This is a genomic window from Rhodovulum strictum (assembly GCF_009649175.1).
In the GTDB taxonomy this organism is placed as follows: Bacteria; Pseudomonadota; Alphaproteobacteria; order Rhodobacterales; family Rhodobacteraceae; genus Rhodovulum; species Rhodovulum strictum.
Genome location: NZ_WJPO01000032.1, coordinates 1 through 12,502, shown reverse-complemented (window position 1 = coordinate 12,502; position 12,502 = coordinate 1). Strand labels below are relative to the sequence as shown.

The following is a 12,502-nucleotide window of genomic DNA, read 5'->3' as shown; positions in this document are numbered from 1 at the left end:
GTCAGTTCGAGCTGTGCAGGCGGATCGCGAGGCGCGGGCGCTTGTTCACCGGCAGGATCGAGGCCTCGGTCATGAGGTCGATCCAGCGACCCTTGGCGTCCATCATCTGGCGGGCGTAGAGCGGCAGGCCCACGGTGTTGGCGGTCTCCAGCAGGTTCGCGGGCCCGCCATAGGTGGTGAAGGTGTCGAAGGTGCCCATCGGGAAGGCGATGCCCTCGCCGGTCGGGATCAGCCGTTCAGACGTGCCGTTCGAGAGCGTGACCGAGCCGTTGTATTCCTCGAAGAGGATGCCGGCGAAGGGGAAGGCGCGGCGCATGTCCTCGCGGAGCGGCTGTCCGCCGGTGGCCGAGAAGAACTTGTAGGCGTCCTCGGTCTTGGGGTGGCTGATCAGCTTGTCGAAGAATTCGGAGCTGACCAGCGCATGGGCGGTGGTCATGGTCTCGCCCAGAAGATTGTCCTCGATTGCGCGCAGCGTGGTGCGGACCTTGCCCTGGATGTTGGTGCCGGCGGTGCCGAAGACGAAGTCGACCGAGATCTGATCGAGGCCGAATTCGGTGAAGTAGTTGTAGAGGGTCGTGCCCGCGCCATCCTTCACGATGCCACGGAGCGCGTTCATCTCCATGTATTCGCGGGTCTGGGCATGCTTGCGGCGCATCAGCGTCAGCTTGCGGTTCATCACCTCGACCAGTGGATCGGCGGCATCCGAGACGCCCAGCGCGGGCATCCCCTGGATATCGGCGGGCAGGATCACATCGTCATGCGGAATCCATGGCAGGGCAAAGCTGCGCATGGAGCGCGCCTCGCGGTTGCCGACGGTGGCGGGCGCGCCCAGCGGCACCGAGGGCAGGAGGCTCAGTACCCCCTCGCGCTGCTCGATGACGATGGAGCGCTGGGTCACGCCTTCGAAGCGAAAGAGGCCGATCTGGCCGAGGCGAGTGTAGAGGTTGGGCAGGATGTTGATGGCCTGCGTCATCTCGGCGAGCGAGTAGCCGCCCGCGTCGAACGGGTTGCGGGTGATGGTCATGGGAAACTCCGGGGAGAGAGGGGTAACGCGCGAGAGCGCGATAGGGGAAACGGTCGATCCGTCAGATCAGGCTGTGTCGCGGGGCACGATTCCCAGCGCGGCAAGCTGGCCGTGCTTGGTGGCGGTCTTGGGCGCGTCATCGACGGTGGCGTCGAACACCAGCGCTGCCTTCGAGACGATGGCGGGGCCACGCGCGACCACCACGCCGATGGCGTCCGTGGCGCTGGCATCGACGGCGTAGAGCAGCACGGCCGCTGCGGTCTGTGCGCCATCCGAGCCGCCCGAGGTGGCGAGCTTGTACTTGCCGCTCGCGGTGATCCGGCCGAGCACCGCGCCGACCGGATAGTTCGTGCCCTCGAGCAGGGTGACGGTCTCGCGGGTGTAGTTCGGGTTGACCTCGTACTTGAGGACATCGCCCGTCGTGGCGGGCTGGTGAAGGACGGTCATGGCGGGGTGCCTTTCTCAGGGATGCAAGGGACAAAACCCCCGCCGCGGGATGCGGCGGGGGCGAGGGGCTGGCGGTTGCAGGGGGTCGGCGGTGGTGGCTGTCGGGCTTCAGGTCCGGTGGCCTGATGCCGCGGCGCGTTTCGCGGCGGCGACGATGGGGCTTTCCTTGGCGAGCAGCAGGACCGGCGAGTGCGGGGCCGCAACGATGTCACGGGCATCCGCGGCAGCACTGGCGCGTTCCAGCACCAGGCGGCGCAGGGCCTCGGGGGTGGTGCCCTCGCGGAGCGCCTTCGCCGCGTCGATGGCGATGCCGAGGCGGCCCGCCTGCGCCGCGATCTCTGCGATCTCCGCCGCCGCCTCGCGAAGCTGCGCCGAGAGCTCGGCCAGATTGCCAGCCTGCAGGGCGGTCGGCGCGGGGGCAGATGCCGCGGCACTGGGCACCCCAGGTGCTGCCGGGGACGGCTCGGCAACGGCAGGCGGATCATCTGTGGTATCAGGTTCAGCATCGTCGATATCCGTCACACCGATCCCGGTGTCCTGCGGGCTGTCGTCGGAGTTGTTCTCGGTGGCCATCAGTGCCTCCTGTCTGGGTTGGGGAAGAGATGCGCGCCGCGTGCGCGCGGGTGAAAGGGTCGGTGTGCGGGACAGCATCTGCCGGAACGCCGAAAACCCGCGCGCCAGATCGGTGACCTCGTCGGCGAGGCCCGCGACGACAGCGTCTGCCCCGCGATAGGTGGCGGCCTCGGTCGCCAGCGCAGCGTTCTGGCTCAGTCGACCGGCGCGACCAGCGGCGACGGTCTCCGCGAACAGGAACCGCAGCACGTCGATCTCGCGCTGGATGTCATCGCGCACGCCCTCGGGTAGGGGCTGATACGGATTGCCATCGACCTTGTGCTTGCCCGAGTGGATCAGCGTGACGCGCACCCCGTCCTGATCGAGCTGCGCGCTGAGGTCGGCATGGAGCACCACGACGCCGATGCTGCCCAGCGCGCCGGTGCGCGGCAGGAGGATGCGGTCGGCCTGGCTCGCCAGCGCATAGCCCGCCGAGAAGGCGTGCTCGGCCACAAAGGCCCAGACCGGCTTGGCTCCTCGGATGGCACGAATGCGATCTGCGAGGTCAAAAACTCCGGCAACCTCGCCGCCAAAACTGTCGATTTCCAATACCAGGCCGCGCACGGCGGGATCGCTGGCCGCCGCCTCGATCTGGGCTGCGATCCCCTCGTAGCTGGTCTGGCCCGAGGACTGGCCGATCCAGCCGCCGCGATGGATCAGCACACCTGCGATCTCGATCACGGCGATGCCGTCCACGACCGGGAAGGGCGTATCGCCATGCTGGCGGTAGCTGTCTGACAGGCCGCCAGCCAGCAAGCTGGCACGAGCGGGCAGGGTGGCCCCTCCATCCGGCGCCTCGGCGCCGTCCGCCAGTTCGACCCGCCGCCCCAGGATGCGGGGACCAAGGCCGGACAGGAAGGCCATGGCCTTGGAGGGTTCCACCAGCAGCGGCGTATTGAAGGCGCGCGCGGCAATGCGGGCATGGAGCATCAGGGCTGGTCCTCGTCTGGGCGCGGGCGATCCTCCGCGTCATCGGTGTCGTCCTGTTGGTCGTCGTCGTTGTTCCCGACAGGCACTGCTTGCACGCCCTGCGCGGGTGAGCCGGGGCGGCGGAAGTCGAGGCCCAGCGCGCGTTCACGGGCGCGTTCGGCTGCGATCTCGCGATCAACCTGCTCGGCGTCGTAGCCGCGCTCGGCGATGGCCTGCGTTCGGGATTTCAGCCCGGCTTCGATCTGGGCGATCTCGGCATTGGCGTCCTTCAGCGGATCTACCCAGTCCCATTTCGTGGGCAGCCAGTCGGCAGTCAGGAGCCGCGCGCGGTTCGCCTCATAGCCGGGCAGGGTGAGCGTACCCGACAGCACCGCCGCATCCATCCAGCGCGCATAGACCGGCCGACACAGCTGCCAGACCATTACCGAGTGCTGCCAGGCCGAGACGCGGCGGCGGAACTCGATCAGCGCCAGGCGCGAGTTCGAGAAGTTCCCCTTCACCATGTCATTGGCGAGATAGGGATAGGGGATGCCCAGCGCGGCCGAGATCTGCAGCAGCGTGCGGTACTGGAACGGCTCATAGGTCGCGCCGCTGTCGGCAGGTTGACCTACCGTGACATCCTCGCCCGGATCGAGCCGTACGATCTGGCCGGGGCTGATTTCCACCCCATCTGGCACGTCGTCGTCCTCGGCAGGCGCGAGCGGGTTCTCCGGCGCAGGCGAGGTCACAAACATCGCATACATCGCTGCGACCTTCTTCCGGTCGAGCTCGGCATCGTCATACTGATCCAGCAGGAACAGCTTCACGATGGCCGGGGCCAGTTTCGACACGCCGCGCAGCTGACCGCCCTCCACCGGGTCGATCACGTGAATCACCTCCGACGCGGGTACGCGCACGACCTCACCCGCGAGCCCCGGATCGGTGCTGTCGCCCGGGTGGCGGCGCAGGAAGTGATAGGCCACGCGCCGCCCGATCCGGTCGAACTCGATGCCCTGCCGGATGGCGTTGCCATTGGCGGCCGTGCCGGTCTGCTCCAGCGGCAGCATCTCGGCCGGCAGCATCTGCAGCTGCAGCGGCACTGTCAGCCCATCTCCCGCGCGGCGCATGCGGATCCGGAAGAACACCTCGCCCGCCATGAACACCTCGCGGGCCGCGCGGCGCTGCAACCCGTAGAAATCCGTCAGCCCTTCGGCATCGGCCTCGTCGGTCCAGGCAAGCCAGAGGCGCTGCAGCTCTTCCTTGCGCGCGGCATTGCCGATCTTCGAGATCGGCTTGATCCCGTCACCCACGGTGTTCGCGGCCCAGCTCTCGACTGCGTTCACGGCATAGCCGTTGTTGCGCACGAGCCAGCGCGCGCGGGCGGTGATGTCGGGCCCCGCGGCAGCGATGAGCGCGTTGACATGAGCGCGCGTCGCCCGGAAGCCGCGCAGACGGCGATGATGCTGGCCGGCATCGAACCCGCCGATGAAGGCGCCGAGGCGCTGCCGCCAGTTCATCAGAGGTCCTTCACGGCGAAGGGGCGCAACACGCGCCGGCTGGTCCGTTCCAGCGCCGCGATCCGGCGCTCGATATCGGCAATGGCGGCGGCCAGTTCCGCGTCCGAGCCATAGGTGAGGCTCTTGCCGTCATAGCTGACCGACCGCGTGCCACTGTAGCGCGCGGCCAGCAGCGCGCTGTGTCGGGACTTCAGCTCGTCGAGGGTCATGGGTGTCTCTTGATGAGCACACGAGGTGTGTGTATTACGGTTGTGTCGATGGAGGGCCCGATGCCGCAGAACAGCACCGCGAAGCAGCGCACGAATGTCTCGCTGACAGCGTCCACCCTTGCCGCCGCGCGCGCGCTCGGACTCAATGTCTCCGCGATCAGCGATGCCGCGCTGGCCGAGGCCGTGCGTGCGGCGAAGGCCGAGGCCTGGGCGCGCGAGAACGCCGAGGCGATCGCCGAGCGTCGAGCCTGGATCGAGGCCAACGGCACCCCTCTGGCCGATCTCCAGGTCCTGAAGCTCGGCTGATGGCGCAGTTCCACGTCTATCGCGTGCCTGGCGGCCGGATGGTGCTCGACCTCCAGACCGATCTGATCGAGACCGGCACGCGGGTGGTCGCGCCGCTGGTGCCCGCCGCCTCGGGGCCGAAGGCCATCGGGCGGCTTGAGCCGGTCTTCGAGATCGAGGGCGCGGCGCATGTCCTGCACACGGCCGAGATGGCCGCGATCCCTTCGGCCCTGCTCAAGGCGCCGCCCGTCGCGGACCTGTCGCGGTTCGACTACGAGATCCGGGGCGCCCTCGACATGGTCTTCTCGGGCTTCTGATCACTCCATGTATCGGGGCGTGCTGATCTTCCAGCCACGTCGCCGGGGGGCGGTGATGCGCCCGGCCTCGGGCGCGCTCGGTATCTCGGGTTCGTTCTTGGCTGCGGCACCGGTGGCGGTCTCCACCCCCGCCTGTTTCTCCAGCTGTCGCCACATCCGCTCGTCGAAGCGGTCGGCGCCGAGGATCCATGCCGCGGCGCGCGCATAGACCCGGGCGTCGAGCGCCTCGTTGCGCTCGCGCAGCTTCTGCCACTCCTGGCGGGCATAGCCGCGCCGGTCGCGGATCGTGACCAGCTGCTCGGCCACCAGCTGCTTGAGCCATTCGCTGTCGGCCCAGTCGGGCAGGTGGATCGTCCCTGCCGGGTTCGTCGCGCCCAGCGCGCGATCTTCGTCACTGGGCCGCTCGATGCGCAGGTAGCGATAGGTCTCCGCCTTGAACGTGGCCGTGGCCACGGTCCAGAGCCGGGCCCCGCGCTTCAGCTTCCGCCCGTTCACGGTCGCATCCACGAAGGTCGGTCCCGACACCGGCGTGACCCGGTTGAACCCTTCGAGCCCCTTCACCGGCGCGACCTGCGCGATGCCCTGCTTGCGAGCCCAGGCATAGACCGCCGCCGACTCGTAGCCGGTGTCGATGGCGAGCTTTGCCAGTGTCATGACCGCGCCGTTCTCATGGGTCCATGTCTGCCCGAGCAGGGCCGTCAGCTTGTCCCAGCAGGCCGTATCGTCCGGCCCGCCGGGGATCACGATGTGATCCACGAGCCAGCTTTCCAAGCCCCGGCCCCAGGCCCAGACATCGACCTCGATCCGGTCCTTCTGCACATCGGCACCAGCGGTCAGGAACAGCCCGCCTGCGGGGATCTGCTCCGGGAAGGTGATGCGTCGATCCGCCAGCCGCTGCCATTCCGGGGCCTCGCCGCTCTCGATCCAGGTCTCGCCCAGCAGCGTGTTGCGCGCGGCGCGCAGCATATCGTCCGAGCCTTGGGCGGCCAGCCAGTCCCGCGCGATCTGCTCCCAGCTCTTCCAGCCGATCGGCGAATAGAGCGCCGAGAGGTGGAAGCCGATGGCGGTCGGGTCGGCGGATACGGCGGTCGCGCGCCAATAGCCGCGCGCCAGCATCTCCGTCTTGTGGTGCTCGGCAATGGAGCGCTCGCACCCTTCGCAATGGTATGTCGCCGTTTCCGGTCGGCCCTTCGCCCAGCGCAGCCGCTCGAACTGCAGCCATTGCCTGTGGCCGCAATGCGGGCAGGGCACGAAGTAGCGCCGCTGGTCAGAGGCTTCGAACTCGCGCTCGATCCGGCTCAGGCCCCGGATGGTCGGGGTCGAGACCATGAACACCTTGCGCCGATGCGCGAAGGTGGTGGTGCGCGCCTCGGCCAGCGTGACCGGATCGCCCTCCTCGTCGGCGGACGCCGGATAGGCGTCGACCTCGTCGAGAAACACATAGCGCGCGGGCATCGACCGCAGGCCGGTGGCCGAGTTCGCCCCGGTCAGCACCAGGATGCCGCCGGGGAACTCTTTTGAGAGCATCGAGTTGCCGGCGTCGCGCGAGCGAGCGGGGCTGACTCGTTCCTTCAGAGCCGGGCTGTCCTCGATCAGCGTGTCGATCCGGCCCCGCGAGGTGCGCTTGGCCATCTCGACGGTCGGCAGCACGGCCAGCATCGGCCCCGGCGCGTGATGGATCACGAAGCCGATCCAGTTATTTCCAGCCTCGGTCGCCCCGACCTGCGCGGCCTTCATGAAGCTGATCCGCTGTGCCGGGTGGCTCGGGGACAGCGCATCCATGATGGCGCGCAGATAGGGCGTGCGCGCGGTGCGGTACCGCCCGGGCTCGGCCGAGGCGCGCGAAGACAGCCAGCGATGCGCATCGGCCCATTCCGACACGGTGAGATCTGCGTCCGGGCGCATGCCCCGCCGCCAGGCGCGCAGGACGTCCTCGGCCCCGTCAAAGCCGAGGTCGAGCCCCTCGGTCAGGTCGCTGTCGGTCAGGTCGTGATCATCGTCTCCTTCATGCAAGCGAGACCCGGAGGTCTGCGAGGGCGTCGAGCTGCTCTCGGACATGGGTTTCCAGCACCCTTTGCAGGATCGCAGTCTCGATCGTCACGGGCACCCCCGAGGCCTTCTCCATTTCTGCGGACAATTGCGCGGCCATCGTTGCTGCCACGCGGGTGGGCCATGTGACCCATGTATCGCGCTCCTGGCGCGCGAGGCGGAACACCAGCGTCTCGGCGCGCGCGCGGTCGACCAGCACGCCCTTCTTCTTCTGGACCGCGATCTGCTTGTCCTGAGCGGAATAGACTGTCAGCAGCGTGCGCGCCTTGATGTAGGACGCGGTCTCTCCCGGCCCGCTGATCATCCCCTCGCCACCACTGCGCGACCGCATCTGCTGGTCCGGATCGGTCATCGCACCCCGGCGCGCATCCGAGGCCGCCGCGTTGATCGACCCATCTGCAAAGAGCACCAGCCGACCGTTCTTGCGCGCCTTCTGCACCGCCCCGCGCGAGAGGCCGGAATGGGCGGCATAGGCGCGTTCGGACATACCTTCCATGGCGCTGCGGTGATCCTCAAGATATTGGAATTAAACGTAAATGCTCTTCTTATTCAGTTGATTACACTACCGGATAGAGCGACTCTGATCCCAACGAAACGGGTGCATCGCACCCCCCGGCCAAGGATCGGAGAGAGCCATGCGCGCACAGGAAAGAATGGGGCACAGCTCGATGAGCGAGGGGTGGCGGGACCACACCAGCCCCGCGCAGGAGCGGGTGAACTGGGTGATGGACGAGGTCATGTCCGGACGGATGAGCCAGGCGGACGGGATGGTCGAGATGGCCAAGGTCCAGGAGATGATGCGCGAGGAAGCCCGCGCGCGGACCACCCACCCCGAACACCGCTGGGAGGATTGACCATGGCGCACCGCAAGAACACCGACCCGACCGCCCAGCGCGATGCCCAGCTGCTCGAGATCGCCCAGCGCCAGTTCCATCTCGAGACGCTGGAGACCCGCAACTGGGACCGGCTGGATTTCCACGACGTCGCCGTCTGGGCCATCCGCGCCGCGCTCGAGGAGGCCTTCGAGGCCGGGTGCCGCACAGGCCCTGCCGAAACCCACCCCTGAAAGGATCCCACCATGACCGCCATCACCACCATCCGCATTGACCATGCCGCGCTGCCGGACCCGCTGAACCTCAAGGGCCCCGACGCCGCCGCCCGCATGATCGAGGCCGCACTGCGCGACGAGGGGATCACGGCCGAGGCCTCGGACGTCATCTCGCACATCAAGATCGAACTACCGACCACCCAGCTCGCCGCTGCCAGCACGATGCTGGCCAGCCTGCAGCTGATCTGAAGGGGAACGACCATGAGCACCCGCGCACAGATCGCCATCCAGCTTGGGCCCGAGGAATGGGCCCATGTGTACTGCCATTACGACGGCTATCCCGAGCACATGCTGCCCGCGTTGACCCCGTGGACGCCCGAGGACATCCTCGCCGCAAAGGAAATCCGGCAGGTCCGGTCCGACGAACTCGACTGCTTCGACCCGCCCCGCGAGCCCCCGATCCTGCCGCGTCCGACCCGCGAGCTGTGCCATCTCTACGTCTGGCAGGATGGGGCGTGGGTCGAACTGGATCCCGAGGCTGCGCAGCCCGAAGCGCTGCGGCCATGATCCCGTCGCGCAGGCGCGCTGCGTGGCGATCAGATAGAAACTCTATCGCTCTGATTTGCCTACGATAATCGTCGCACCGGAGCGATGGTTGTCTCACGGAAACGATGCAACTCACCACGGAGCCACGCCGATGACCCGCCTCAACCCGATCACCACCCCGCGCCACGAACTCCGCGCCGAGAAAGCGCGCCGCAACCGCGAAGCCGCGCTGAATGCCTTCATCGGCAAGAAGGCCGAGATCGACGAAATGCTCGCCCGCCTGCAGGCGCTCAGCGACGACCATTTCAACTGCCACCTCGACGAGGTCGGCTGGGTCATGGTCGGCACGCTGGAGCACTACGCCAGCCTCCTGAAGCGCATCACCGACAGCGCCTTCGGCGAAGGCGAACACGCTCGTTGATCTCCGGCGCTGCCGGAACTCCTGCCGCGCGCCTGCGCGGCCTGGGGTCGTGGAAGGCCGGCGATGATCGCGGCCCTGACCATGGAGACGACCCATGCCGAAACTCACCGACACCCAGAGCCTCATCCTCAGCCGCGCGGCGACCCGCCCCGGCAATCTGGCCATGCCGCTGCCCGAGGGGTTGCACGGAGCCGCCGCGCAGAAGGCCGTCACCGCGATGATCACGCGTGGATGGCTGGACGAGGTCGATGCCGACCTGCGCCGTGGCGAGCCGCTCTGGCGCGAGACCGGCGATGGACATGGCACCACGCTGGTCGCCACCGAAGCCGGGCTGGAAGCCATCGGGATCGAGCCGGTCGCGGCCAGCGCCGTCGCTACCGCACGAAGGGCTAAGCCACAGCCGGATGCGGAACCCGCACCGACAACCGACGCGCCAAAGCCCGTCGCCATCCGCGCAGGCACCAAGCAGGCGCAGATCATCGCGCTCCTTCAGCGGCCCGAGGGGGCGTCCATCGCCGAGATCGTCGAGGCGACGTCGTGGCAAGCTCACACTGCCAGAGGGGCCATTTCCGGCGCGCTGAAGAAGAAGCTGGGGCTTCCTGTCACTTCAGAGAAGGTCGAGGGCAGGGGGACCGTCTACTCTCTCCGCTGATCATGGCCGCAGCGGCACGCCCCGTTGGAGCTTCGCGCACGGGCTGACAGATGCGCTGATCTGTTTCAACTGCGCGGCCAGCCATTTCCCTTTTGCCATCCTTTCCTGAACGCGTGCGCGATGGACGTCCGGGGAGGGTGGCGCCTTCCTGTGATGTCGCCTTGTGTTGCAGTACCAGCATGCCGCGACGATGTTGCCCGGCGTGTCGGCACCGCCTTCGGATCGAGGGTGCAGATGCTCTGCGGTGCAGCGGAGATATCTCCGCATGGCGGGTGCCCGGCAGATTTCCGGCACGGCATGACCCAGCTCCGGATCCCACATCGGCAGGTCGCAGTAGTAGCACCGCCCCTCCTGCGCCAGCATCATGGTTCGACGAATATTCGACAGCTTTCCCATCCACGGGGTCTCCATTCAACTTCGTGAGAAGCGAATGCGCGACGCCCGAAGCGGGCGCTCCCCGGCGGGAAGCTCTTGCTCGCGCGAGACCCGATGGTTCGTGGTTCCGCAGTCCGTACAACGATGTCGTCAGGGATGGTCCTGCCGACCTGAGGGAACTCTTGCTCCGTCAAGGCCTTTGTCGGGGCCATCGTTTGACGAAAAGGTAGAGAACCGCGAACGCGCCGTCAACGAAATCGCTCGAACAGCCTGCGTAGCGCGTAGCCCCTGATCAGGGATATGGCGGTGAAGAGCCCGCCCAGCGCCAGGTTTTCACCGAGGCTCGGGTGCAGGCCGAACCATGGGAACACCATGATCTGCGTGACGACCGCCAGTGCGTAGCCCACGGCAACATTGGTGATGGCCTCGACCAACGACATGCGGCGCGACTGCGTCATGCCCGCTTCCTCGACCGGCGCGCCTGTTTCCTGGCCTCCTCCTGTTCAGTGATCCGGTGGGCTGCTCGCCCCGTCGCCACCTCCCACCGCCGCACGGCGACGTCGCAATAGACCGGGTCCAGTTCCACCGCACAGCAGCGCCGCCCGGTGCGTTCCGCTGCGATCAGCTGGGTGCCGGAACCGCAGAAGGGTTCGAACACCAGGTCGCCGGGGTCGGTGAATGTGTCCAGCACCGCCTCCACCAGCGCCACGGGGAAGACGGCCGGGTGCGATCCGGCCGCGCCCAAGCCCCCTTTGTGGCGCATGATGCGGAACACGGAGTCCGGGATGCGGTGGCTCTGGATCGCGTTGCCATAGCCGGTCTTGCGATGGACCGTACCGTCGGCCCCGCGCAACCCGCCGCCGCCGAGGGTCTCGCCCGCGTGCTTGCTCTCCACTGTCTTGTTAGGTTTGCGGGGCTGGCGGTTGAAGTGGAAGATGAACTCGTGCGACGGCGCCAGCCGCCCGTTCCAGTCACCCGGCAGGCCGGGCCCCTGGTCCCAGACATACCAGCCGAAGCGCCGCCAGCCCTGCGCGCGCATCCAGTCTACCCAGCCCTCCCAATAGGGGGTCCATTCGCTGTCGCGATGGACGAGGCCGAGGTTTACCAGCAGCTGGCCATCGGCGGTGACGGGAGCCGCGGCGAAGACGCCCTGCATCAGCGCGTCCCAGTCACCGACCTTCTCCTTCGCGGCGCCATAGTCGCGCTGCTGGGCATAGGGCGGGGAGGTGAACATCAGCGAGGCCTGCGCGCCGTCCATCAGCCGCGCCACCACGGCCGGGTCGGTCGCATCGCCGCAGATCAGGCGGTGATCCCCCAGCGCCCAGATGTCACCCGGCCGGGTGATCGGCTCGGCCGGAGCCTCCGGGATGGTGTCGGCTGTGTCATCGTCGATGGGCGCGCGGTCATCGTCGGCATCGTGCAGCAGGGCGTGCAGTTCTTCCTCGGGGATGCCGATCAGCCCGAGGTCGAAGTCCTCCGCCATCAGGCCCCGCAGTTCCTCGAACAGAAGTGCCTCGTCCCATCCGCCCATTTCGGTCAGCTTGTTGTCGGCGATGCGATAGGCGCGGCGCTGCGCCTCGGTCAGATGGTCCAGCACGATGACCGGCGCTTCGGCGAGCCCGAGCTGGGCGGCGGCCAGGACGCGGCCGTGGCCTGCGATTAGCTCGCCGTCGGCGGCAACGAGGCAGGGGACGGTCCAGCCGAACTCGGCCATGCTGGCGGCGATCCTTGCCACCTGGCCGGCACCGTGGATCTTCGCGTTCCTGGCGTAGGGTTTCAGCCGATCCAGCGGCCAGAACGCGATCTGGCTCGGGCGCAGATGCATCGTCATGCAGCCAGCCGCCTGGCTCTCAGGGCGGTGAAGGTCTCGCTGGTTTCCGCCAGCACTGCCTCCTGACCCGTGAAGGCCTGCCATCGCTCGATGGCCACATCGACATAGGCCGGGTTCAGTTCCACGCCGAGGCAGACCCGGCCGGTTGTTTCGGCCGCGATCAGGGTCGTGCCGGATCCCATGGGTCGTGTCGCGAATGCTGTGGAAATTCTCTGGCGGCATGCTCCGGGCATGTGAAGGTTCGTGTTCTCAGGCGGCGA

General features: G+C 67.8%; 18 protein-coding genes and 1 pseudogene. 8 read left to right on the top strand and 11 right to left on the bottom strand.

The genetic code is table 11. The annotated features are described in order from the left end of the window. Position 1: 1 nt before the first annotated feature. The 5 genes from GH815_RS16130 to GH815_RS16110 all read right to left on the bottom strand — a co-directional run bounded on the left by GH815_RS16130 (position 2) and on the right by GH815_RS16110 (position 4,718). Positions 2 to 1,024 carry a major capsid protein gene (locus GH815_RS16130; protein WP_153749217.1) on the bottom strand — a complete coding sequence of 341 codons (1,023 nt, stop codon included), beginning with the start codon at positions 1,022 to 1,024 and terminating at the stop codon, positions 2 to 4. A gap of 66 nt (positions 1,025 to 1,090) precedes the next feature. Continuing rightward, positions 1,091 to 1,471 (bottom strand): head decoration protein, encoded by a 381-nt coding sequence (locus GH815_RS16125; protein WP_153749783.1) that lies wholly within the window; start codon positions 1,469 to 1,471, stop codon positions 1,091 to 1,093. Positions 1,472 to 1,579: 108 nt separating this feature from the next. Beyond that, a complete protein-coding gene (locus GH815_RS16120; RefSeq protein ID WP_153749782.1) occupies positions 1,580 to 3,013 on the bottom strand; it encodes a S49 family peptidase in 1,434 nt (477 codons plus the stop codon). Continuing rightward, the gene (locus GH815_RS16115; RefSeq protein WP_153749781.1) at positions 3,013 to 4,509 is read right to left on the bottom strand and encodes a phage portal protein; all 1,497 of its coding nucleotides are present in this window, start codon (positions 4,507 to 4,509) and stop codon (positions 3,013 to 3,015) included. The genes GH815_RS16120 and GH815_RS16115 overlap by 1 nt, the downstream gene beginning before the upstream one ends. Then, complete coding sequence (locus GH815_RS16110; protein WP_153749780.1) at positions 4,509 to 4,718, bottom strand: phage head-tail joining protein; 210 nt, start codon at positions 4,716 to 4,718, stop codon at positions 4,509 to 4,511. Before GH815_RS16110 ends, GH815_RS16115 begins: the two co-directional genes overlap by 1 nt. 60 nt (positions 4,719 to 4,778) lie before the next feature. Here GH815_RS16110 and GH815_RS16105 point away from each other — a divergent pair, with 60 nt between their 5' ends. Together GH815_RS16105 and GH815_RS16100 are read left to right on the top strand one after the other, a co-directional pair. Continuing rightward, entirely contained in the window at positions 4,779 to 5,024 is a 246-nt protein-coding gene (locus tag GH815_RS16105) for a type II toxin-antitoxin system CcdA family antitoxin (protein ID WP_153749779.1), read from the top strand. Continuing rightward, the gene (locus GH815_RS16100) at positions 5,024 to 5,320 is read left to right on the top strand and encodes a CcdB family protein (protein WP_153749778.1); all 297 of its coding nucleotides are present in this window, start codon (positions 5,024 to 5,026) and stop codon (positions 5,318 to 5,320) included. Before GH815_RS16105 ends, GH815_RS16100 begins: the two co-directional genes overlap by 1 nt. Here GH815_RS16100 and GH815_RS16095 read toward each other — a convergent pair whose 3' ends face one another. Both GH815_RS16095 and GH815_RS16090 read right to left on the bottom strand, forming a co-directional pair. After that, positions 5,321 to 7,378 carry a phage terminase large subunit family protein gene (locus GH815_RS16095; RefSeq protein WP_170290369.1) on the bottom strand — a complete coding sequence of 686 codons (2,058 nt, stop codon included), beginning with the start codon at positions 7,376 to 7,378 and terminating at the stop codon, positions 5,321 to 5,323. Next, the gene (locus tag GH815_RS16090) at positions 7,326 to 7,865 is read right to left on the bottom strand and encodes a hypothetical protein (protein ID WP_153749777.1); all 540 of its coding nucleotides are present in this window, start codon (positions 7,863 to 7,865) and stop codon (positions 7,326 to 7,328) included. Before GH815_RS16090 ends, GH815_RS16095 begins: the two co-directional genes overlap by 53 nt. 172 nt (positions 7,866 to 8,037) lie before the next feature. On the opposite strand from GH815_RS16090, the gene GH815_RS16085 reads away from it, so the two are divergent. The 6 genes from GH815_RS16085 to GH815_RS16060 all read left to right on the top strand — a co-directional run bounded on the left by GH815_RS16085 (position 8,038) and on the right by GH815_RS16060 (position 10,036). Then, positions 8,038 to 8,223 carry a hypothetical protein gene (locus GH815_RS16085; protein ID WP_246176490.1) on the top strand — a complete coding sequence of 62 codons (186 nt, stop codon included), beginning with the start codon at positions 8,038 to 8,040 and terminating at the stop codon, positions 8,221 to 8,223. 2 nt (positions 8,224 to 8,225) lie between these two features. Beyond that, a complete protein-coding gene (locus GH815_RS16080; RefSeq protein WP_153749775.1) occupies positions 8,226 to 8,435 on the top strand; it encodes a DUF6900 domain-containing protein in 210 nt (69 codons plus the stop codon). Positions 8,436 to 8,447: 12 nt separating this feature from the next. Beyond that, the gene (locus tag GH815_RS16075) at positions 8,448 to 8,666 is read left to right on the top strand and encodes a hypothetical protein (RefSeq protein ID WP_114965873.1); all 219 of its coding nucleotides are present in this window, start codon (positions 8,448 to 8,450) and stop codon (positions 8,664 to 8,666) included. A 12-nt stretch (positions 8,667 to 8,678) separates the two neighbouring features. Beyond that, a complete protein-coding gene (locus GH815_RS16070) occupies positions 8,679 to 8,984 on the top strand; it encodes a hypothetical protein (RefSeq protein WP_153749774.1) in 306 nt (101 codons plus the stop codon). A gap of 130 nt (positions 8,985 to 9,114) precedes the next feature. Continuing rightward, on the top strand, positions 9,115 to 9,384 hold the full coding sequence (locus tag GH815_RS16065) for a hypothetical protein (RefSeq protein WP_153749773.1): 270 nt from the start codon (positions 9,115 to 9,117) through the stop codon (positions 9,382 to 9,384). 94 nt (positions 9,385 to 9,478) lie between these two features. After that, positions 9,479 to 10,036 (top strand): DUF3489 domain-containing protein, encoded by a 558-nt coding sequence (locus tag GH815_RS16060; RefSeq protein ID WP_153749772.1) that lies wholly within the window; start codon positions 9,479 to 9,481, stop codon positions 10,034 to 10,036. Here the strand turns inward: GH815_RS16060 and GH815_RS16055 are convergent, their stop codons facing one another. The 4 genes and pseudogenes from GH815_RS16055 to GH815_RS16040 form a co-directional block, all read right to left on the bottom strand. After that, positions 10,037 to 10,432, bottom strand: coding sequence for an HNH endonuclease (locus GH815_RS16055; RefSeq protein ID WP_153749771.1), 396 nt, complete (start codon positions 10,430 to 10,432; stop codon positions 10,037 to 10,039). It lies immediately after the preceding gene. Between the two features lie 227 nt (positions 10,433 to 10,659). Next, entirely contained in the window at positions 10,660 to 10,869 is a 210-nt protein-coding gene (locus GH815_RS16050) for a DUF7220 family protein (RefSeq protein ID WP_153749770.1), read from the bottom strand. After that, a complete protein-coding gene (locus GH815_RS16045; protein WP_153749769.1) occupies positions 10,866 to 12,242 on the bottom strand; it encodes a site-specific DNA-methyltransferase in 1,377 nt (458 codons plus the stop codon). Before GH815_RS16045 ends, GH815_RS16050 begins: the two co-directional genes overlap by 4 nt. Then, positions 12,239 to 12,424, bottom strand: a pseudogene (locus GH815_RS16040) (DNA methylase); the annotation flags it as partial. The gene GH815_RS16045 and the pseudogene GH815_RS16040, both read right to left, overlap by 4 nt. Between the last annotated feature and the right edge of the window lie 78 nt (positions 12,425 to 12,502).